Annotated in this window: 19 protein-coding genes; 16 read left to right on the forward strand and 3 right to left on the reverse strand. The window is 72.5% G+C overall.

Annotation, left to right across the window (positions count from 1 at the left end):
- Window positions 1-3: 3 nt before the first annotated feature.
- From ACIP84_RS29545 to ACIP84_RS29565, 5 genes are read left to right on the forward strand one after another with little or no spacing between them, the layout of a single operon-like run.
- A complete protein-coding gene (locus ACIP84_RS29545) occupies window positions 4-987 on the forward strand; it encodes a carbohydrate kinase family protein (RefSeq protein ID WP_401801851.1) in 984 nt (327 codons plus the stop codon).
- Window positions 984-4463 (forward strand): methionine synthase, encoded by a 3480-nt coding sequence (gene metH, locus ACIP84_RS29550; RefSeq protein WP_401801853.1) that lies wholly within the window; start codon window positions 984-986, stop codon window positions 4461-4463. Before ACIP84_RS29545 ends, metH begins: the two co-directional genes overlap by 4 nt.
- Complete coding sequence (metF, locus tag ACIP84_RS29555; RefSeq protein ID WP_401801856.1) at window positions 4460-5335, forward strand: methylenetetrahydrofolate reductase [NAD(P)H]; 876 nt, start codon at window positions 4460-4462, stop codon at window positions 5333-5335. The genes metH and metF overlap by 4 nt, the downstream gene beginning before the upstream one ends.
- Complete coding sequence (ahcY, locus tag ACIP84_RS29560) at window positions 5328-6725, forward strand: adenosylhomocysteinase (RefSeq protein ID WP_401801859.1); 1398 nt, start codon at window positions 5328-5330, stop codon at window positions 6723-6725. The genes metF and ahcY overlap by 8 nt, the downstream gene beginning before the upstream one ends.
- Before the next feature lie 2 nt (window positions 6726-6727).
- On the forward strand, window positions 6728-7399 hold the full coding sequence (locus tag ACIP84_RS29565; RefSeq protein ID WP_355963980.1) for a maleylpyruvate isomerase family mycothiol-dependent enzyme: 672 nt from the start codon (window positions 6728-6730) through the stop codon (window positions 7397-7399).
- An 86-nt stretch (window positions 7400-7485) separates the two neighbouring features.
- Here ACIP84_RS29565 and ACIP84_RS29570 read toward each other — a convergent pair whose 3' ends face one another.
- Window positions 7486-8232, reverse strand: a complete 747-nt coding sequence (locus tag ACIP84_RS29570; RefSeq protein ID WP_401801861.1) for a dienelactone hydrolase family protein — start codon at window positions 8230-8232, stop codon at window positions 7486-7488.
- 76 nt (window positions 8233-8308) lie between these two features.
- Here ACIP84_RS29570 and ACIP84_RS29575 point away from each other — a divergent pair, with 76 nt between their 5' ends.
- A complete protein-coding gene (locus ACIP84_RS29575; RefSeq protein WP_355963878.1) occupies window positions 8309-8851 on the forward strand; it encodes a GNAT family protein in 543 nt (180 codons plus the stop codon).
- 149 nt (window positions 8852-9000) lie between these two features.
- On the forward strand, window positions 9001-10164 hold the full coding sequence (locus tag ACIP84_RS29580; protein ID WP_401801865.1) for a serine hydrolase domain-containing protein: 1164 nt from the start codon (window positions 9001-9003) through the stop codon (window positions 10162-10164).
- Window positions 10165-10213: 49 nt separating this feature from the next.
- Here the strand turns inward: ACIP84_RS29580 and ACIP84_RS29585 are convergent, their stop codons facing one another.
- Complete coding sequence (locus ACIP84_RS29585) at window positions 10214-10888, reverse strand: NUDIX domain-containing protein (RefSeq protein ID WP_401802232.1); 675 nt, start codon at window positions 10886-10888, stop codon at window positions 10214-10216.
- 132 nt (window positions 10889-11020) lie between these two features.
- Between ACIP84_RS29585 and ACIP84_RS29590 the strand changes: the two genes are divergently transcribed.
- From ACIP84_RS29590 to ACIP84_RS29610, 5 genes are all read left to right on the forward strand, one after another.
- Window positions 11021-11779, forward strand: coding sequence for a DeoR/GlpR family DNA-binding transcription regulator (locus ACIP84_RS29590; protein WP_401801868.1), 759 nt, complete (start codon window positions 11021-11023; stop codon window positions 11777-11779).
- 123 nt (window positions 11780-11902) lie between these two features.
- Window positions 11903-12181, forward strand: a complete 279-nt coding sequence (locus tag ACIP84_RS29595; RefSeq protein ID WP_355963872.1) for an antibiotic biosynthesis monooxygenase — start codon at window positions 11903-11905, stop codon at window positions 12179-12181.
- Between the two features lie 131 nt (window positions 12182-12312).
- Window positions 12313-12648 carry a DUF2087 domain-containing protein gene (locus tag ACIP84_RS29600; protein ID WP_401801871.1) on the forward strand — a complete coding sequence of 112 codons (336 nt, stop codon included), beginning with the start codon at window positions 12313-12315 and terminating at the stop codon, window positions 12646-12648.
- A complete protein-coding gene (locus ACIP84_RS29605) occupies window positions 12645-13274 on the forward strand; it encodes a LysE family transporter (RefSeq protein ID WP_401801875.1) in 630 nt (209 codons plus the stop codon). The genes ACIP84_RS29600 and ACIP84_RS29605 overlap by 4 nt, the downstream gene beginning before the upstream one ends.
- Before the next feature lie 181 nt (window positions 13275-13455).
- Window positions 13456-13764 (forward strand): hypothetical protein, encoded by a 309-nt coding sequence (locus tag ACIP84_RS29610; protein ID WP_401801878.1) that lies wholly within the window; start codon window positions 13456-13458, stop codon window positions 13762-13764.
- Window positions 13765-13919: 155 nt separating this feature from the next.
- Here ACIP84_RS29610 and ACIP84_RS29615 read toward each other — a convergent pair whose 3' ends face one another.
- A complete protein-coding gene (locus ACIP84_RS29615; protein WP_355963865.1) occupies window positions 13920-14663 on the reverse strand; it encodes a PIG-L deacetylase family protein in 744 nt (247 codons plus the stop codon).
- 149 nt (window positions 14664-14812) lie between these two features.
- Here ACIP84_RS29615 and asnB point away from each other — a divergent pair, with 149 nt between their 5' ends.
- The 4 genes from asnB (at window position 14813) to ACIP84_RS29635 (ending at window position 20202) form a co-directional block, all read left to right on the forward strand.
- A complete protein-coding gene (gene asnB / locus ACIP84_RS29620) occupies window positions 14813-16630 on the forward strand; it encodes an asparagine synthase (glutamine-hydrolyzing) (protein ID WP_401801881.1) in 1818 nt (605 codons plus the stop codon).
- A gap of 112 nt (window positions 16631-16742) precedes the next feature.
- A complete protein-coding gene (locus ACIP84_RS29625; RefSeq protein ID WP_401801884.1) occupies window positions 16743-17681 on the forward strand; it encodes a hypothetical protein in 939 nt (312 codons plus the stop codon).
- Between the two features lie 102 nt (window positions 17682-17783).
- Window positions 17784-18530: an SDR family oxidoreductase gene (locus ACIP84_RS29630; RefSeq protein ID WP_401801887.1), complete on the forward strand. Its 747-nt coding sequence runs from the start codon at window positions 17784-17786 to the stop codon at window positions 18528-18530.
- 106 nt (window positions 18531-18636) lie between these two features.
- Window positions 18637-20202: a class I tRNA ligase family protein gene (locus ACIP84_RS29635; protein ID WP_355963859.1), complete on the forward strand. Its 1566-nt coding sequence runs from the start codon at window positions 18637-18639 to the stop codon at window positions 20200-20202.
- Window positions 20203-20380: the final 178 nt, after the last annotated feature.

The following is a 20380-nucleotide window of genomic DNA, read 5'->3' on the forward strand; positions in this document are numbered from 1 at the left end:
GCCGTGCGTATCGCTGTCACGGGATCCATCGCGACCGACCATCTGATGACCTTCCCCGGCTGGTTCAGCGAGCAGCTGCTCGCCGACCGGCTCGACCGGGTCTCCCTGTCGTTCCTCGCCGACAACCTGGAGGTCAGGCGTGGCGGAGTGGCAGCGAACATCGCCTTCGGACTCGGTGTCCTCGGCCTCCGTCCCGCCCTCGTGGGCGCGGTCGGCGCCGACTTCGAGCCGTACCGGGTCTGGCTGAAGGACCACGGTGTGGACACCGACTCGGTGCGCGTCAGCGAGTCGCTCCACACCGCCCGGTTCGTCTGTACGACCGACCGGGCCCAGAACCAGATCGCCACCTTCTACGCGGGGGCGATGGCCGAGGCGCGCGGGATCGACCTGCGGGAGGTCGTGGCGCGCACCGGCCGGCTGGAACTGGTCCTGGTCTCCCCGGACGACCCCGAGGCCATGCTGCGGCACACCCGCACCTGCCGTGACCTGGGGATTCCCTTCGCCGCCGATCCGTCGCAGCAGCTGGCCCGGCTCGCCGGCGCGCAGGTGCGGGAGCTGGTGGACGGGGCGCGGTTCCTGTTCACCAACGAGTACGAGACGGCGCTCCTCCTGGAGAAGACCGGCTGGACCGAGGCGGACGTGCTGCGCCGGGTCGGCACCTGGGTCACCACCCACGGCGAGGCCGGCGTCCGCATCCGGGGCGAGGGCCGCGAGCCGCTCGCCGTGCCGGCCGTGGAGGTCGCGGCCGTCGTCGACCCGACGGGCGTGGGCGACGCCTTCCGGTCCGGCTTCCTCGCCGGGTGGCTCTGGGGCGTCCCGGAGCGGTGCGCGGCGCAGCTGGGCTGCGCGGTGGCCGCGACCGTCCTCGACTACGTGGGGACGCAGGAGTACCGGCTGCACCGGGACCCGCTCCTGGACCGGATCAGGACGACGTACGGCGTCGGCTGCGCCGCCACGCTCGTCACCCGTCTGAGGGGGCTCACGTGACCGTCGTACGGAGGTCCCTGCGGGAGGAGTTCGGGCGGCGGGTCGTGGTGGCCGACGGGGCGATGGGCACGATGCTCCAGGCCGCCGACCCGACGCTGGACGACTTCCGGAACCTCGAAGGCTGCAACGAGATCCTCAACCTCACGCGCCCCGACATCGTCGCCGCCGTCCACGACGCCTACTTCTCGGTGGGCGTGGACTGCGTCGAGACCAACACCTTCGGGGCGAACCTGGCCGCGCTCGCCGAGTACGGCATCGAGCACCAGGTGTACGAGCTGTCCGAGGCAGGTGCCCGGATCGCCCGCGCCGCGGCGGACGCGCACACGGCCGCCGACGGGCGCCCCCGCTGGGTCCTCGGCTCCATGGGCCCCGGTACGAAACTGCCGACCCTGGGCCACGTCACGTACGAGCCGCTGCGCGAGGCCTTCCGGCAGAACGCGGAGGGCCTGATCCGGGGCGGCGCCGACGCCCTGCTCATCGACACCTCGCAGGACCTCCTCCAGACGAAGGCGGCCGTCATCGGCGCCCGCCGGGCCCTGGACTGGGTCGGCGTGGACCTGCCGGTCATCGTGCAGGTGACCGTGGAGACGACGGGCACGATGCTGCTCGGCTCCGAGATCGGTGCGGCGCTGACCGCCCTGGAGCCGCTCGGCATCGACATGATCGGCCTGAACTGCGCCACGGGCCCGGCCGAGATGACCGAGCACCTGCGGCACCTCTCCCGGCACGCCCGTATCCCGATCTCGGTCATGCCCAACGCCGGGCTGCCCGTCCTCACCTCCGACGGCGCCCACTACCCGCTGTCGCCGGCCGAACTGGCCGACGCGCAGGAGGCGTTCGTCCGCGAGTACGGCCCGGCGCTGGTCGGCGGCTGCTGCGGTACCACCCCGGAGCACCTGCGGGAGATCGTGGAGCGGGTGCGGGGCGCGGCCGTCCTCGACCGACGGCCCGAACCGGAGCCGGGCGCGTCCTCGCTCTACAGCCACGTGCCGTTCCGCCAGGACACCGCGTACCTGGCGATCGGCGAGCGCACCAACGCCAACGGCTCGAAGAAGTTCCGCGAGGCGATGCTCGACGGCCGCTGGGACGACTGCGTCGAGATGGCGCGGGACCAGATCCGCGAGGGCGCGCACATGCTCGACCTGTGCGTGGACTACGTGGGCCGGGACGGCACCGCGGACATGGCGGAGCTGGCCGGCCGGTTCGCGACGGCCTCGACGCTGCCGATCGTCCTCGACTCGACGGAGACCGGGGTGCTGCGGGCAGGCCTGGAGAAGCTCGGCGGCCGGGCGGTCGTCAACTCGGTCAACTACGAGGACGGCGACGGCCCCGAGTCACGGTTCGCGCAGGTCACGGCCCTGGCGAAGGAGCACGGCGCGGCCCTGATGGCGCTGACCATCGACGAGGAGGGCCAGGCCCGCAGTGTCGCGCACAAGGTGGCCGTCGCCGAGCGGCTGATCGAGGACCTGACGGGGAACTGGGGCATCAGGGAGTCGGACATCCTGATCGACACCCTCACGTTCACCATCTGCACCGGGCAGGAGGAGTCCCGCAGGGACGGCATCCACACGATCGAGGCGATCCGCGAGCTCAAGCGGCTCCACCCGGACGTGCAGACCACCCTCGGCCTGTCCAACATCTCGTTCGGTCTGAACCCGGCGGCGCGGATCGTCCTCAACTCGGTCTTCCTCGACGAGTGCGTGAAGGCGGGCCTGGACTCGGCGATCGTCCACGCGTCGAAGATCCTGCCGATCGCCCGCCTGGAGCCGGAGCAGGTGCAGGTCGCGCTCGACCTGATCCACGACCGCCGCCGCGAGGGCTACGACCCGCTCCAGCGCTTCCTGGAGATGTTCGAGGGCGCGACGGCGAAGTCCCTGAAGGCCGGCAAGACAGAGGAGCTCCTCGCCCTGCCGCTCGACGAGCGTCTGAAGCGGCGGATCGTCGACGGCGAGAAGAACGGCCTGGAGACGGACCTCGACGAGGCCCTGACGTCCCGGCCCGCTCTGGAGATCGTCAACGAGATCCTGCTCGACGGCATGAAGACGGTCGGCGAGCTGTTCGGCTCGGGCCAGATGCAGCTGCCGTTCGTGCTGCAGTCCGCCGAGGTCATGAAGACCGCGGTGGCCCACCTCGAACCGCACATGGAGAGCACGGCCGACGGCGAGGTCGGCAAGGGCACGATCGTGCTGGCCACCGTCCGCGGCGACGTCCACGACATCGGCAAGAACCTCGTCGACATCATCCTCTCCAACAACGGCTACAACGTCGTCAACATCGGCATCAAGCAGCCCGTCTCCGCCATCCTGGAAGCGGCGGAGGAACACCGCGCCGACGTGATCGGCATGTCCGGCCTCCTCGTGAAATCCACCGTGATCATGAAGGAGAACCTCCAGGAGCTGAACGGCCGCGGCCTCGCAGAGCGCTTCCCCGTGATTCTCGGCGGCGCCGCCCTCACCAGGGCGTACGTCGAACAGGACCTGCACGAGATCTACCAGGGCGAGGTGCGCTACGCCCGCGACGCCTTCGAGGGCCTGCGCCTCATGGACGCCCTCATGGGCGTCAAGCGCGGCGTGCCCGGGGCCGTACTGCCCCCGCTCAAGCAGCGCCGTGTTCCCAGGCGCGAGACCCCGCTGCTCGCGGCGGAGGTCCGGGAACCCGAGCCGGCCGGCCGCTCCGACGTCGCCACCGACAACCCGGTACCCGAGCCCCCCTTCCTAGGGACCAGGGTCGTCAAGGGCATCCAGCTCGCCGAGTACGCCCCCTGGCTCGACGAGACCGCCCTCTTCAAGGGCCAGTGGGGCCTCAAGGACACCGAGACCATCGAGACGGAGGGCCGGCCCCGGCTGCGCGCCTGGCTCGACCGCCTCCAGACGGACCACCTCCTCGAAGCAGCCGTCGTCCACGGCTGGTTCCCCTGTGTGTCCAAGGGCGACGACCTGATCGTCCTGGACGAGGACGGAGGCGAGCGGACCCGCTTCACCTTCCCCCGACAGCAGCGGGGCCGCCGCCTCTGCCTGGCCGACTTCCACCGCGCCGAGGACTCCGGCGAGATCGACGCCGTCGCGATGCAGGTGGTCACCGTCGGCTCCCGGATCGGCGAGGAGACGGCGAAGCTCTTCGCCGCCGACGCCTACCGGGACTACCTCGAACTGCACGGCCTCTCCGTTCAGCTGGCGGAGGCGCTGGCCGAGTACTGGCATGCGCGGGTGCGCGCCGACTGGGGCATCGCGGGCTCCTCGGAGCCGGCGTCCCTGGACGGCATGCTCCGCACCGAGTACCAGGGCTGCCGCTACTCGCTCGGCTACCCGGCCTGCCCCGACCTGGAGGACCGGGCGAAGATCGCCGCCCTGCTGCGCCCGGAGCGGATCGGGGTGGAGCTGTCGGAGGAGTACCAGCTGCACCCCGAGCAGTCGACGGACGCGATCGTCGTCCACCACCCGGAGGCGGGCTACTTCAACGCGGGAGGCCGCAGATGAGCCCGACCGCCGTGGACCCGACGTTCTCCTTCGAGTTCTTCCCGCCGAAGACGGACAAGGGGGAGCGGACGCTGTGGGAGGCGATCCGCCGGGTCGAGGCCCTGTCCCCGGACTTCGTCTCGGTGACGTACGGCGCGGGCGGCTCGTCCCGCGACCGGACCATCGAGGTGACCAAGCGGATCGCCACCGAGACGACCCTGCGCCCGGTCGCCCACCTGACGGCCGTCGGCCACTCGGTCGCCGAACTGCGGTCGATCATCGGCGCGTACGCGGACGCCGGGGTACGGGACGTCCTGGTCCTGCGCGGCGACCCGCCCGGCGACCCGCGCGGCCCGTGGACACCGCACCCGCGGGGATTCACGTACGCCCGTGAACTGGTCGAACTGGTGCGGTCGTCGGGCGACTTCCGGATCGGCGTGGCGGCCTTCCCCGAGGGTCACCCGAGGTCGGCGGGTCCGGCCGACGACCTGGCGCACTTCGTGGCCAAGTGCCGGGCGGGCGCCGACTACGCCATCACGCAGATGTTCTTCGACCCGGAGGACTATCTGCGGCTGCGGGACCGGGTCGCGGCCGCCGGCTGCGACACCCCGATCATCCCGGAGATCATGCCGGCCACCGACGTACGCCAGATCCGGCGCTTCGCGGAGCTCAGCGACGCCGCGTTCCCCGAGGACCTGGCGCACCGCCTGGAGGCGGCGAAGGACGACCCGGCGGCGGCGTACCGCATCGGCGTCGAGCACGCGACCGCGATGGGCCTGCGGCTGCTCGACGAGGGCGCGCCGGGCCTGCACCACATCACGCTGAACAGGTCGACGGCGGCCCTGGAAATCCACCGAACCATCATGAGCGCGAGGAGCGTTGTCCATGTCTGACACCTTCACGGACCACAAGGTCGCCGACCTCTCCCTGGCCGCCTTCGGCCGCAAGGAGATCACGCTCGCCGAGCACGAGATGCCGGGCCTGATGTCCATCCGCCGCGAGTACGCGGAGACGCAGCCGCTCGCCGGCGCCCGCATCACCGGCTCCCTCCACATGACCGTGCAGACGGCCGTCCTCATCGAGACCCTCGTCGCGCTCGGCGCCGAGGTCCGCTGGGTCTCCTGCAACATCTACTCGACGCAGGACCACGCGGCCGCCGCGATCGCCGCCGCCGGCATCCCGGTCTTCGCCTGGAAGGGCGAGACCCTGGAGGAGTACTGGTGGTGCACGGAGCAGGCGCTGACCTGGCCGGACGCCGACGGTCCCAACATGATCCTCGACGACGGCGGTGACGCCACGGTCCTGGTCCACCGGGGCGTCGAGTACCAGAAGACCGGCAAGCTGCCGGAGGCCGCCAACGAGGAACTCGCCGTCATGCGCGCCCTGCTGGAGAACAGCCCGCTCGACTGGTCGACCCTCGCCACCGGCATCCGCGGGGTGACGGAGGAGACCACGACGGGTGTCCACCGCCTGTACGAGATGCACCGCGAGGGCGCGCTCCTCTTCCCCGCGATCAACGTGAACGACGCCGTGACCAAGTCGAAGTTCGACAACAAGTACGGCTGCCGCCACTCGCTCGTCGACGGCATCAACCGCGCGACGGACGTCCTCATCGGCGGCAAGACGGCCGTGGTCTGCGGCTACGGCGACGTCGGCAAGGGCTCTGCGGAGTCCCTCCGCGGCCAGGGCGCCCGGGTGATCGTCACCGAGATCGACCCGATCTGCGCGCTCCAGGCGGCGATGGACGGCTACCAGGTCGCCACCCTGGAGGACGTCGTGGAGACGGCCGACATCTTCATCACCACCACCGGCAACAAGGACATCATCATGGCGTCCGACATCGCCCGCATGAAGCACCAGGCGATCGTCGGCAACATCGGCCACTTCGACAACGAGATCGACATGGCCGGCCTGGCGAGGATCCCCGGGATCGTGAAGGACGAGGTCAAGCCGCAGGTCCACACCTGGACCTTCGAGGACGGCAAGGTCGTCATCGTCCTGTCCGAGGGCCGCCTGCTGAACCTCGGCAACGCGACCGGCCACCCGTCCTTCGTGATGTCGAACTCCTTCGCCGACCAGACCCTCGCGCAGATCGAGCTCTTCACGAAGACGTCCGACTACCCCGTCGGCGTGTACACCCTCCCCAAGCATCTGGACGAGAAGGTCGCCCGCCTGCACCTGGACGCGCTCGGCGTCCGCCTGACGACCCTCCGCCCGGAGCAGGCGTCGTACATCGGGGTCCCGGTGGGGGGCCCGTACAAGCCGGACCACTACCGCTACTGATGATGTGTACGGACGATGACGGGCGCGACCCGTGGCTCCCCGACCGCCTCCTCAGGACGGAACGGGACCTGCTGATGCCGCTCCTGCGCCGGACACCCGAGGAGGCGTACGAGCTCCGCACCGCCTGCCCCGGGTGGACGGCGAGGCAGGTCCTCGCCCACTGCGGCGCGGCCCTGGTCAGGATCGTCGAGGACCGCCTGGAGGAGGGCGTGTTCCTGCCCGAGGCGAACGCCTGCGACGTCGCCGAACGCGAGGACTGGCCGCTGGGCCGCATCCTCGACGAACTGGAACGCGGCCTGACGGAGGCGGGCCCGGTGATCGCCGCACGCGAGGACGGCCGGCTCGACGCGGTGGCGCTCGGCGAATGGGTCCACGCGGGCGACGTACGGGAGGCCTTCGGCGAACCCGGAGCGTACTGCGGCAAGGCGCTGGAGCTGGCGCTCCCGCTCCTGACGGTGACGAGCCGCAAGCGCGAGACCCCGCGCCTGGTGGGCGTCCTGGAGGACGGCACGCTGCCCCGGGTCTCCCTGGGCAACGCGATCGAGGGCCGGCCCCCGGCCACCTTCAGGGGCGACGCGTCGACCCTGATCCGCATCTACGCGGGCCGCCCGCTGGTGAGAACCCGCTACGAACTGAGGGGCGCGACGGAACAGGAGCTCCTGATCTACCGCTGACCGTGCCCGCCGCCGCCCTGACGAGCCCCCGCCCCACGTGCCGAGGCGCGACCCAAGCCTTCCCGCGCCTCCGCGCGGCGGCGGGGTCAGTGCGTGAGGGTGCGGCTGAGGAGGGGCAGGAGCCGGTCCCAGTGGCGCCGCGTCCCGGACGGGCTGAAGGCGCTCGTGTCGGCCATGGTGAAGCCGTGCTCGGTGCCGGGGTAGATCTCGTTGCAGTGACGGACGCCGGCGGCTTCCAGGACCTCGTTGAGCCCGCCGAACTCCTCGGGCGTCATGTCGCCCTCGGCGATCCCGAAGTGCACCTCGGCGGTGACCTTCGGGGCGAGGAGGTGCGGGCTGTCGGCCGCGTCCGTGATCAGGGCGCCGGGGTGGAAACCGGCGACGGCGGCGACCCGGTCGGGATGGGCGGCGGCGGTACGCATCGCCAGGACGCCGCCCAGGCAGTACCCGACGACGCCGACGGGCCCGTCGGCGACCTCGGGCCGGCCGGCGAGGAACGAGAGATAGGCGTCGGCGTCGATGAGGACGCGGTCGGTGGTGTGCGCCAGGTAGAACGGCATGAGCTGCTCGAAGAGCGCGGGCCGCTCCTCCTCGCCGATGTGCTCGGGAAGCTCGATGAGGGGCGCCGGCCCCTCCCGGTAGTAGACGTTGGGCACGAGCACGAAGTACCCGTGCCCGGCGAGCTCCCGCGCCATCTCCTCGAGCCGAGGCCGAGGACCGAACACATCCATGTAGAGCAGTACGCCCGGGTGCTGCCGGCCGTCGTCGGGGAAGGCGGCGAAGGCGTCGGCCCGGCCGTCGGGCGTGGGTATCCGCAGTGTCGTGGTGGCCATGGGAACGACCGTAACAGCCATGATCAGCCCCTTTATTGGTTTGCCGTCGGCGAACCGGGTCCGATAGGAAGCTCTCATGCTGAGGGGTAGCAAGGTCGGGCTCAGGGCCCGGCACGAGGAAGACATCCCGATCCTGCGGGCCGAGCTCTACGACGACGTGGTCAACGCCTCGCGAGCGGAAGCCGGGCCGTGGCGGCCGATCACGCCCGGTTCGAAGGACCGGCGGCTCGTCGTGGACGACACGGCCGAGGGCCATGTCCCCTTCTCCATCGTCGAGCTGGAGGGCGGCACGCTGATCGGCTCCGCGAACCTGTGGGGCATCGACACCCACAACCGGTCCGCGCACATCGGCCTGGGACTGCTGCCGTCCGCCCGCGGCAAGGGCTACGGCACCGACGTGGTCGCGACGCTGTGCCACTACGGCTTCGTCGTGCGCAGCCTGCAGCGGCTGCAGATCGAGACCTTGGCGGACAACACCGCGATGCTCCGCTCCGCCGAGAGCAACGGCTTCGTCCGCGAGGGCGTACTGCGGTCCTCGGCCTGGGTGATGGGCGAGTTCCTCGACGAGGTCATCCTCGGACTCCTCCTCCAGGACTGGAAGCCGAACCCGGGCGTCTAGGCCCTGTCGTCAAACTCCCGTCTGCGGGTGGGGGTGGGTCAGGGGCCGGTCGGGGGCCGGTCAGGGTGATCACCGATGGGCCGCGAGCCTTGTACGCACCAGAGTTGAGGGTGTCAGAACGACTCGTCCCCACCGCTCCGGAGCACCCCATGCGCCTTCGTCTCGCCGCCACCGGCCTCGCCCTGGCCGCCGCCGTCACCGCTGTCGCGGCCGTCACCGCCGGCTCCGCCGGTGCCGCTCAGCCGGGCGCCGGTGCCACGCCCGCCACCGGCACCCCGGCGGCGGCGCTGAAGGGCTCGGGCGCCCTGAACCCCGCCCTCCAGGACGTCCTGGGCCGCATGCCCGACCCGGTCGTCGCGGGTGCGCTCGTCAGACGGGACGGGGCGGGAGCCGCCGTCGGCCCGGTCACCGCCGACGCGCACTTCCGGATCGGCAGCGTCACCAAGACGTTCACCAGCACCGTCGTGCTCCAGCTCGTCGCCGAGCGCCGGATCGCACTCGACGCACCCGCGCGACGGTACGTCCCCGAGCTGCTCCCCGAGGCGTATGACCGGGTCACCGTCCGCCAGCTCCTCGACCACACGAGTGGGCTGCCCATGCCCGCCCCGACCCCGGGGCCGAAGGACGGGCCCGGATGGCAGTTCGACTCCGTGTCGCCCGCGGACTCCTTGCGGGCGTCGTTCGCCGCGGCGGCGGCCGCGCACCAGGCGCCGCCCGCACCCGGCTCCGAGCAGCAGTACAACGGGCTGAACTCCCTCGTGCTCGGCCTGCTCGTCGAGAAGGTCACCGGCCGTTCCTTCGCCGACGAGCTGGAGCGGCGGATCATCCGGCCCCTCCACCTCCACCACACCAGCCTCCCCGCCGCCGACGACCTGGGCATCCCCTCGCCCCACGCGACGGTGTACGTCGACGGGCACGACGTCACGGAGCAGAGCCCCTACCCGTGGGCGGAGGGCGGCATGATCTCCAGCACCGCCGACCTGGACCGGTTCTTCACCGCACTGTTCCGGGGGCGCCTGCTCCCGCCGGCCCAGCAGGAGCTGGTCTTCCACGTGCCGCAGGTGAAGAGCGCCGCCGGCAACACGAACTGCTTCGGCGGGCCCGCCTGCTTCAGCGTCGGCGGCCTCATGAGCTACCGGCTCGGCGACCAGGAGGTCGTCTGGGGCAAGACGGGGTCCCGGCCGGGCTGGGACAACGGCTTCTTCGCCACCAAGGACCTCCGGCACCGTGTCGCGTACTCGCTGAACTCGACCGGGGCGGCCAGTCCTCTCCAGCACATCAAGCAGGTGGTCGGCGCGGCCCTCGTCGACTGACCCCGGCCCCGGCCGCACCGGATCAGGCGGATCGCGAGGGTCAGGAGGATCAGGCAGTGGCGAACGGGCCGTCCAGCGCCGCCCACTGCAGCAGCAGGATGGTCTTGCCGTCGGCGATCCGGCCGTCGCGGGTCATCGCGAGGGCCTCGGTGAAGGGCAGTTCGAGGACCTCGATGTCCTCGCCGTCCTCCTCCAGGCCGCCGCCGCTCCCGGTGCGGTCGGCCGGCGTGTAGGGGCCGGCGAAGAAGTGGAGGCGTTCGGTGACGGACCCGGGGCTCATGTACGCGTCGAGGACAGGGGTCAGGGGGCCGAGGGCGACACCGAGTTCCTCGGCGCTCTCGCGGCGGACCGCGGTCAGCGGGTCGTCGGCGTCGAGCAGCCCCGCCGCGGCCTCGACGAGCATGCCGTCGGGATGGCCGTTGACGTACGCCGGGTAACGGAACTGCCGGGTGAGCAGGACGGTGCGGCGTTCGGTGTCGTACGGCAGGACGACGGCGCCGTTCCCCCGGTCGTACGTCTCCCGCTGCTCGGTGACCCAACGCCCGTCGCGACGGCGGTAGTCGAAGGTGGTCCGTCGCAGGACGTGCCAGCCCCGGGAGGTGAGCTCGACGTCGCGGATCACGACGCCGGGGTTCCGGTCGAGGTCGCGTCCGGCGCGGTCGAGCCCGGTCCGGCCCCGGTGATCGGGGACGTCGACGCCGGGTAGGGGCAGGGGCGCGGGCATGTGCAGGGGCAGGGGTTCGGCCTCGGCCTCGGTCTCGGCCTTGGGCTTGGGCTTGGGCTTGTCGGGCGTCCGCTGGTCGTCCATGCCGCGCTACGATACTGCAGAAACGTGCAAGAACAGGAGGGAATGAGGATGCTGGCTGCCGAGCGGCGTGACCACCTGCTGGAACTGCTCGCCCGCGAGGGCAAGATCGTCGCCAAGGACGTCGCCGCCGGACTGGGCATCTCCGAGGACAGCGTGCGGCGCGACCTGCGCGATCTCGCGAGCGAGGGGTTGTGCCAGCGGGTGTACGGCGGGGCGCTGCCCGTCTCGCCGGCCGTGGTGGACTACCGGACCCGGCGGTCCGTCGCCCCCGACGGCAAGCGGAAGGTCGCCGCGGTGGCCGCAGGCCTCGTGCGGCCGGGCGGCGCCGTGATCCTCGACGGCGGCACCACCGCGCTCGCCGTCGTCCACGCCCTCCCGCGGGACCTGGCCTGCACCGTGATCACCCACAGCCCGACGATCGCCGCCGCCCTGATCGACCACCCGCAGGTGGAGGTCTTCCTGATCGGCGGCCGCATCTACAAGCACTCCGCGGTCGCGTGCGGCGCCGCAGCCGTCGAGGCCGCGCAGAACGTCTCCGCAGACCTCTGTCTCCTCGGCGTCACCGGCGTGCACCCCGACGCGGGACTCACCACCGGTGACGCCGAGGAGGCCGCCATGAAACGCGCCCTCGCGGCCCGGGCCGCGGACACGTACGTCCTCGCGTCGTCGGAGAAGGTCGGCACCGCCTCGCGCTTCCGGGTCCTGCCGTGGGGCGAGACCAGTGGACTGATCACCGACGCGGACCCCCACGACCCGGTGATCGAACAGCTCGCCGCGCGGGGCGTCGAGATCCTCCCCGCCGGCTGACGTCCCGGAGCTGCGGCGTCGCCCGTTCGGGGCGCGCTGCCGTGCGCGGTGTCCCGCCCGCTGGTGTGCTGGTCGGGATTCCCCGCATCCGCGCCCGAATCCCCCACGTACAGGAGCAGCGGCATGGCTGTCATCGTCACCGTCGAGATCCCCGGCGGCACGCAGGAGCAGTACGAGGAGACCATCCGGCTCCTGGAGGCCACCGACTGGTTCCCGGCGGAGGGGTTCCTCGCGCACGCCGCAGGGCCCGACGGGACCGGGGGATGGCGGGTCGTGGACTTCTGGGACTCCGAGGACGCCTTCCTCGCCTTCGTGGAGAAGGCGAGGCCGATCTTCGAACAGGCCGGGCTCCGTACGATCCTGCCCACGGTGCAGGAGGCCGTGAACGTCATCCTGACGTGAGGGGACGGGCGCGGGGCCGGGTGCGGACGGGCGCTGACGGGCGCTGACGAGTACGGGACGGGCGGAGGACGGGCAGGGGAGGGCCGAAAACCCTTTGCGGGGCGGCCCCGTGGCCGTCAGGCTTCTCCGCCATGACCAGTCATCCCTCCCGTCCCTCCGACGCGGCCCGTCCTTCCCGCCCGGTCGCGGACCTGTTCGCCGCCGACGGGCGCCTCAAGGCGATCCCGCGCAAGCCGGCCCGTCGTGAGGCCCTCCTCGCGCACCTCACCGAGAGCCTCTTCGCTCCCGACCGGGACTACCGCGAGCCCGAGGTCAACCAGGCCCTGCTCACCGTCCACGAGGACTTCTCCGCCCTGCGGCGGTATCTCGTGACCGGCGGCTTCCTCGCCCGGACCAAGGACGGCTCGGCGTACCGCCGACAGCAGCAGCCCGGCTCCCCCGGAGGCGCGATCCCCGCCGTCGCGTGACCGCCGCGGTGGTGGCCGGCCTGCTCGCCGGCTACGGAATCGCGATCCCGGTCGGCGCGGTCGGGGCGTACCTGGTGGCCGTGACGGCCCGTACCGGCTGGCGTACGGGCGCGGGCGCGGCGCTCGGGGTGGCCACGGCGGACGGCGTGTACGCCGTGCTCGCGGTGGCGGGCGGCTCGGCGCTCGTTCCGCTGCTGACGCCCGTGATGACCCCGCTGCGGTGGGCGTCGGCCGTGGTGCTCGTGGTGCTCGCGGTACGGGCGGCGTACGTGGCCCTCTCCACGTACCGGACGGGCGGGCTCGCCTCCCGCGACGACGGGACGGCTCTCGGCCCGGCCCGCGCGTACCTCACGTTCCTGGGGATCACGATCCTCAACCCGATGACGGTGATCTACTTCGTCGCGCTCATCCTCGCGACGGGCCCCTCGGCGCCCGCGACGCTCCCCGACCGGACGGCCTTCGTGCTCGCGGCACTGGTCGCCTCGGCGAGCTGGCAGCTGCTCCTCGCCCTCGGCGGGACGCTGCTCGGCCGGACCCTGACGGGGGCCCGGGGCCGGCTGACCACGGTGCTCGCGTCGAGCACGCTGATCGTCGTCCTGGCGGTACGGCTCGTGGCGCGCTCCTGAGCGAGCGTGCCAGCGCGCGAGACCGGCTCGACCTCCAGCGGTCCGTCGTCCACAGCCTGTCGTCCGCATCGACGCCGACGTGGTCGTGAAGCCCGATCGGGCTCGCGCAGGGACTGCTGACCGCGCTCAAGGACAAGATCGGCGCGACGGCCTGAGCGGGCCCGGCGCAGGTGCCGGGGCCGTGGCCGACACGGCCACGGCTCGCGCGACCGTGAAGGCGGCCGCGAGGGCCGCGCCCGCCGCGAGCACGCCGCCGCGCGAGCGCCATGAGAGCACCGACCCGCACGACTGGGCGGAGAGCAGGGAGCCGGCGCTCGCCCAGGAGCCGATGGAGACGGCCGACATCGCGGAACCGACGGAGCCGACGGACAGGAACGACCCGACCGAGCCGATCGAGAGCGTCGACCCGACCGAGGCGACGGACAGGAACGAGTCCCGCGACCAGAGCGACAGCGACGAACCGTGGCGAGAGGTCATGTCTCGATCGTAGGGGCGTTCCGGGGAGCGTGCGCGGGCGATGCGGGTGCGCGAACGCGCGGCCTCAACCCGCGCAGGCCGGCAGGTACTCCAGGCCTCCCGGGGTTCCGAAGCGCAGCACCGCGAGGTACGCCTCCCACCCGCCCGACGTGACGACAAGGGTGAAGCTCAGTCGATGCGCACGATCTGGAACGCCTCGGCCATCCGCCCCGCCGGCAGCCCGCCCGCCGTCGCGTGTTCGCCGAGCCAGGTGCGCAGGAGGCCCGCGAGGTCGTCGAAATGGGCCGTCTGGGAGGTGTGGATGCGCAGCGCCTCGACCTTGCGCTCGAAGACCGGGGTGACGTCCACGTACTGGTTCGGGGTGGGGCCGGTCATCAGCCACAGCTCGTGGACGATCCATGGCTCAAGGCCTTCGTCCTTCAGCAGGGAGGGGTGGGCGAAGGGGTTGCGGGCCTCGGGGTAGACCGCGCGCAGACAGGCGTCGCCGACGGCACGGTGGTCGGGGTGGAGGTCGGCGACCCGCGCCCAGTTGATCTCGGGGGAGGGGATGATCGCGCGCTGCGGCCGTACCTCCCGTATCACCCGGCACAGGTCGCGGCGGAGTTCGACGGAGGCCTCCACGAAGCTGTCGGGGTAGCCGAGGAAGCGGACGTCCGCGACACCGCTGAGCTTGGCGGAGTGGACCTGTTCGGCGCGGCGCAGATCCGCCATCGCCTGGCGGGGGAGTCTGTCGTCGTAACCGCCGGCGCCGCCGTCCGTGACGATGCAGTACGTGACGCGGGTGCCGCGCTCGATCCACTGCATGACGGTGCCGCTGACGCAGAACTCGATGTCGTCGGGGTGCGCGGCCACGACGAGCAGCGATTCGGGCGCGGTGCGGGCGGCGTGGTCGAAGTCCTCCATGTCCCTCATGAGGTCAGCCTGTTGGGGCGGCGGGGGCGTCGCAAGGCCACGCCGTGGCGTGAACAGGACATGGCGCTTACGCGCCATTCAAAAAGTTGGTAGATTCAAATCATTGGTTCAACTGGGTAAGTGAGTGACGTGCTTGGAGGGTGACCGCTGTGTGCAGGATTCTCGGCTCCTTCGCCGCCGGAGCGGCGGCCCACGCCGACCGCCCCGACCCGGCGCAACTCGCCGCCGCATCGGCACGCCAACGCCACGGCGGACCCGACGAGCACGCCGTGCTCACCGGACCCGGCTGGTCCCTCGGCTGCGACCGGCTCGCCGTCACCGATCCCCGCGGCGGGCAGCAGCCCTACCGGCTGCCGCACCTCCCCGGCGTCCTCGCCGTCCTCAACGGCGAGATCTACAACCACGCCGAGCTGCGCCGCACCCTCGCCGCCCGCGGCCACCGGTTCCCCGACCGCTGCGACGGCACGCTGCTGCCCGCGCTCTACGCCGAGTACGGGCCCGCGTTCGCCGAGCACCTCGACGGCATGTTCGCCCTCGCGGTCCTCGACCTGCGCCCCGGCAGCACCCGACTCGTCCTCGCCGTCGACGACATGGGCATGAAGCCGATCCACCTCCACCACGACCCGTACGACGGCTCCACCCGGTTCGCCTCCGAGATCCCCGCGCTCCTCGCCTTCGAAGGGGTACGGATCGCTCCGCGCGACGACTCCCTCGACACCGTCCTCGCCACCCGTACGTCCTTCTCCACGCACACCGCGCTCGACGGCGTCAGCGTCCTGCCGCCCGGAGCCACCGCCCTCGTACGGCCCGGCGCCGCACCCGTCGTCCGCCGCCGGGGGCCGCACCGGACCACACCCGTCGGCGACACCCAGGACGTCCTGAGGCACGAGGTGAGGCGGCTGGCCGAGGCCGAGGTGCCCGTCTGCGCCATCGCCAGCGGCGGGCTCGACTCCGGGCTCGTCACCGCGCTCGCCGCCGAACACGCCCGCGAGACCGACGCACCGCCGCTGCACACCTTCCACCTCACCTACCGGGGGCGATGGCCCGACTCCGAGTCGGCGTACGCCCGTTCCGTCGCCCGCCGCACGAGGACCGTGCACCACGAGGTGGCCGTCGACCCCGACGAACTCGGCTCCCTCCTCACCCGGACCGTCCGCCACCTCGGCCAGCCCAACGCCGACCCCATCACCCTCTCCACGTACGCGCTGTTCCGCGCCGTCCGCGAGAGCGGCTTCACCGTCGCGCTCACCGGCGACGGCGCCGACGAGCTCTTCGGCGGGTACGACCGGATGCGGGCGGCACTCGCGGCGCCGGCGGGCACGGACTGGGCGGGGACGTACGCGGACGCCCTCTCGGCGGCGCCGCGGCTGCTCCGCGAACACCTCTACACCGCCGACTACCGTGCACACATCGCCGATCAGGGGTCCGCGGCCGATCGCATCGAGCAGGAACTGCGCTCCGCGGAAGCCGTCGGCGAGGACCGGCTCACCGCGATGACGGCCTTCGAGACGCGCTGGCGGCTGCCCGCGTACCACCTGCGGCGTGTGGACCACCTGTCGATGGCGTGGGCGGTCGAGGCGCGCATGCCGTTCTGCCAGCCGGCGGTGGTGACGCACGCGCGCGGTCTGCCGACCGCGGCGCGGACGGGCAAGCGGGCGCTGTACGCGGCGGGGGCGGAGCTGCTGCCCTCCGCGGTCCTGCGCCGCCCCAAGCAGCCCTTCACCCTGCCGCTCTCCGCGATGCTCGCACCCGGCAGCCCGCTCCTGGACACGGTCAGGGAACTGCTGTCCCCGGCCCGCCTCGTCCTGGGCGGGAAGGTCCGCGCGGACCGCGTGCGGCGCCTCCTCACCCGCCACGAGCAACGGCCGTCGCACCACGACGCCCAGGCGCTCTGGGCCCTGGCGGTCCACGAACTGTGGACGGAGGTGGTCCAGGGCATGCGCATCCCCACCGGCTGTGCGGCCTGACCCCCCGGGCCCTCCGCGTCCCGCCCCCGTCCTCCCCCAGACTCCGCCCGGGGGGAGCCCCACCGCCCCAGCGGCGGGGGGTCCCCGCACCGCCCCAGCGGATCGAACGCCCGTGACGGGGATGGGCGGTGACGCCGACGCCCTGGTGCCCACGATGGCGGTGGGGCGTGGCGCACGCGCCACAGGCGTCACGACCGCCGCCCTCGTCCGAGCGCACGACGCCCCCGGCCCCACCCTCGTCCTCCGTCTCGACCACCTGCCCCCCGGCGCGCTTGCTCTCGGTGGCGAGCTCGCGTGGTTGCGGCGGGCCCTCGCCGGCACGCCCTACGCCGGGATCGGCAAGATCGCCCTGTACGGGGCCACGCACCCCGCCCGGCTCGACCACCGTTTCGTCCAGGCCCTCCCCGCCGGCGGTTTCGACTTCCGTGCCGGCTGCGGCCATTCCCTCCTCGCCTGCGTCGTCGCCGACGGTCGCCCCGGGCCCGTCACCGTCCGCGCCGTGACCACCGGCGACACCGTCCTCTGCGTGCCCGAGCCGGGGCGGGACGCGTACACCCTGCACTTCCTCCGCGCCCCCACCGCCCCCGGCACCCTCCCCACCGGCCACCCCGTCGACGTCCTCGACGACATCCCCGTGTCGCTCGTCCGGTACGGCAACCCGTACGTCTTCGTCGATGCCCGGCACCTGCCCGAGGAGAGGCTCCGGGAACGGCTCGAAGGGCTCCGCGCCCACGCCGCCCGGCTGCTCGGGCATCCGCCCCACTCCGCCCTTCCCAAGATCGCCACGTTCACCGCCGGACCCGGCGGGATCGCCGTCCGGGCGCTCACCGTCGGCGGCTGGCACCCCCGGCTCGCGCTCACCGGCGCCGCCGCCCTCGCCGCCGCCGGTGCGCTCGACGGGACCGTCGTGCCGCCCGTGGAGGGCGAGGTCCGCACCCCCGGCGGTACCGTCACCGTCTCCACCGGACCCGACCGCGTGCGCGTCCACCACAAGCGCGCCGAGCTCCTGGAAAGGCTCGTGCTGCCGTGGCGTATCCACGCAACGGCGTGAACGCGCACCCCTCTCACCAGGCCCGGAGTCCGCTTCCTCTGCCACGCTGAAACGGACCGGCAATCGGTATCGGTATCCGTTCCGTGGGGAGTGCAGACGCACATGAAATTCGAGAACCTGCGTGTCGTCGTGACCGGAGCGTCCCGCTATTTCGGTCGCGCGCTCGCCGTCGGATTCGCGCATCTCGGCGCCGAGGTCTACGTCTCGGCGCGGACCGTCGAGGCCGCCGAACGCACCCGTACCGAAGTCATGGGCTCGGCCCGCGACCGTATCCACGCCTTCGGCTGCGACCTCAGCAGGCCCGCCGAGATCCGGGAGTTCGCCGCCCGCGTCGGCGAACACACCGACCGGGTCGACCTGTTGGTCAACAACGGCGCCCGCTGGCTCGACGGCATGGACCTGGAGGCGGCCAGTGACGCCGAGATCGTCGAGACGATCGAGTCGACGGCCGGCGGCACGGTCCTGATGGTGAAGCACTTCCTGCCCCTGCTGCGCGGCTCGCTGCGGCCCGACATCGTCAACATGGTCGCCGTCCGCGACGCCGAGGGCGCCTCCGCCGCGGCCGCCGGCGCCGCCCACGAGGCCTTCTGGGCGGCGAAGAGCGCCCAGGCCGGGTTCGCCGACATCCTCGCGCGCCGCCTCCGCCCCTCCGGCGTCCGCGTGTTCTCCCTCTTCCCGCCCGACTTCTCGACCTCCGACCCGCGCCTCGCGGAATGGGACGGCTCGAACCCGGACGGAATCGCTCCCGACGAGAAGCTGACGACGCAGGCGCTCTTCGAATGCGTCGTCTACGCCGTCGAGCAGCCCCGCGACTGCTTCATCCGCTCCTTCCACTTCGAGCCCCGCTGACCCCGCCACCCCTTCGAGCCCGAGCCCGCTGACCCGCCCTGCGCCGACAGCGCTCCGCCGCACGCGACCGCTGAAGCCCACCGCACCACAGCGTCAAGGAGGTCCCATGAGCACCCCTGTCTGGATCACCGCGACCCCTCCCGCCACCCACGGCGAACTCCACATCGGCCATCTCGCCGGGCCGTACGTCGCCGCCGACGTCCTCACCCGCTATCTGCGGGCCGAGGGCGAGGCCGTCCGGTTCACCACCGGTACCGCCGACCACGCAAGCTCCGTCGAGGTCCGGGCGCTGCGCCACAACCGCAAGCCCGAGGAGGTCGCCGAGGGCTACCGGGCCGCGATCACCGCGGACTGGCTGCGGTCGGGCGTGGAGTTCGACCACATCGTGCGTCCGCGCCGCGACAAGGGCTACGGACGCTGGGTGCAGGACCTCTTCGGGCGGCTCTTCGCACAGGGCGTCATCGCCCCCCGCACCCGCCTCCTGCCGTACTGCGAGCCGTGCGACCGCTGGCTGTACGGAGCGCACGCCACCGGCACCTGCCCGCACTGCGGTGCGGTCAGCGACGGCGGGATGTGCCACGAGTGCGCGCGGCCGAACGACGGCGGCGACCTCATCGGCGCCCGCTGCGCGCTCTGCGACACCCCGGCGGTGGCCCGCCGCTGCCGCCGGCTCTACGTACCCCTGGAGCCGTTCCGGGAGACGCTCGCCGACTACTGGGCGACGGCCGGGCTGCCGCCGCGGCTGGCCGCGCTGTGCGAGTCGCTCGTCGAGGACGGGCTGCCGGACATCGCCGTCGGCCACCCCGCCGAGTGGGGCCTGCAGGTGCCCGTCGAGGGCTTCCCCGACCACCGGATCGACGGCTGCTTCGAGGCGGCCGCGATGCACCTCTTCGGTTACGACGTGACCGGCCCGCTGCCCCGCCGCGCGATCCACTTCTGCGGCTTCGGGCACGCCTTCTGCCACGCCGTGCTGCTGCCGGTGCTGCTCCTCGCGCAGGACGTCAAGCTGCCGCAGGACTTCAACGTCAACGAGTCGTACGTCATCGAGGAAGGCGTCCAGGAGGGCAACGTCTGGGCGCTCGACCTGCTCACCGAGTACGGCTCCGACACCCTGCGCCGTCATGTCCTCCAGGCCCGCCCGCTGGGCCGCCGCACCGTCTTCCACCGGGAGCGGCTCGCCACCGCCCGCCGCGAGCTGGACGAGAACTGGAACAGCTGGCTGTCCCGGCTCTTCGCCGCCGTACGGGAGGAGTGCGGCGGACTCGCCCCGCAGGCGCTGCCCGGGGGCACCGGCTGGGAGATCCTGGAGCGGCGGCTGCACCGGGGCGTCGACGACCTGCGTGAGGCGTACGGCCCCGATGCCTTCGATCCGCGCCGGGCGGTCGCCGTCCTGGACGAGATGGTCCGCTCGGCCGCCGACTTCGGTCACGTCAACGCCCACGAACGCTGCCGGCCCAGCACCTCCTGCCGCCATCTCCCGGCGCTCGCAGCCCAGTTGGCGGTGGCCTCGGCCCTGTCGGCGTGGTCGCGGCCGGTGATGCCGGAGGGTGCGGACCGGCTGGCGGCGGCGCTCCAGGCGGCGCCGGGCCGCCCGGTCGACTGGCACGCCCTGACGGCACCCCTCCCGGGGACCCGGCTCGCACCCCCGTCGGGCCCGGTCTTCGGATTCTGACGTTCCCTCCGGCCTCCCACTACTAAGCAACTAAGTAGGCCAGTAGAGCAGTAGCCCAGCCCCACAGCCCAGTGCATCAGCACTCCAGCACCTCCGTGTCCGATCCCCCACCCTGCCGCGTGACCGTGCGCGCGCGAGCGACGCGCAGGGGCACGTGGCTTCCCTCCCCCCAGGAGCC

It is taken from the genome of Streptomyces sp. NPDC088707 (genome assembly GCF_044752725.1).
Taxonomy (GTDB): domain Bacteria; phylum Actinomycetota; class Actinomycetes; order Streptomycetales; family Streptomycetaceae; genus Streptomyces.

What these genes read in the sequence shown, in the direction of transcription:
- ACIP84_RS29565 (WP_355963980.1), top strand. Translation starts at nt 6,728, where the DNA reads ATGTGTACGGACGATGACGGGCGCGACCCGTGGCTCCCCGACCGCCTC.
- ahcY (WP_401801859.1), top strand. Translation starts at nt 5,328, where the DNA reads ATGTCTGACACCTTCACGGACCACAAGGTCGCCGACCTCTCCCTGGCC.
- ACIP84_RS29580 (WP_401801865.1), top strand. Translation starts at nt 9,001, where the DNA reads ATGCGCCTTCGTCTCGCCGCCACCGGCCTCGCCCTGGCCGCCGCCGTC.
- metF (WP_401801856.1), top strand. Translation starts at nt 4,460, where the DNA reads ATGAGCCCGACCGCCGTGGACCCGACGTTCTCCTTCGAGTTCTTCCCG.
- ACIP84_RS29590 (WP_401801868.1), top strand. Translation starts at nt 11,021, where the DNA reads ATGCTGGCTGCCGAGCGGCGTGACCACCTGCTGGAACTGCTCGCCCGC.
- ACIP84_RS29600 (WP_401801871.1), top strand. Translation starts at nt 12,313, where the DNA reads ATGACCAGTCATCCCTCCCGTCCCTCCGACGCGGCCCGTCCTTCCCGC.
- ACIP84_RS29635 (WP_355963859.1), top strand. Translation starts at nt 18,637, where the DNA reads ATGAGCACCCCTGTCTGGATCACCGCGACCCCTCCCGCCACCCACGGC.
- ACIP84_RS29575 (WP_355963878.1), top strand. Translation starts at nt 8,309, where the DNA reads ATGCTGAGGGGTAGCAAGGTCGGGCTCAGGGCCCGGCACGAGGAAGAC.
- ACIP84_RS29570 (WP_401801861.1), bottom strand. Translation starts at nt 8,232, where the DNA reads ATGGCCACCACGACACTGCGGATACCCACGCCCGACGGCCGGGCCGAC.
- ACIP84_RS29630 (WP_401801887.1), top strand. Translation starts at nt 17,784, where the DNA reads ATGAAATTCGAGAACCTGCGTGTCGTCGTGACCGGAGCGTCCCGCTAT.
- ACIP84_RS29615 (WP_355963865.1), bottom strand. Translation starts at nt 14,663, where the DNA reads ATGAGGGACATGGAGGACTTCGACCACGCCGCCCGCACCGCGCCCGAA.
- ACIP84_RS29585 (WP_401802232.1), bottom strand. Translation starts at nt 10,888, where the DNA reads ATGCCCGCGCCCCTGCCCCTACCCGGCGTCGACGTCCCCGATCACCGG.
- ACIP84_RS29595 (WP_355963872.1), top strand. Translation starts at nt 11,903, where the DNA reads ATGGCTGTCATCGTCACCGTCGAGATCCCCGGCGGCACGCAGGAGCAG.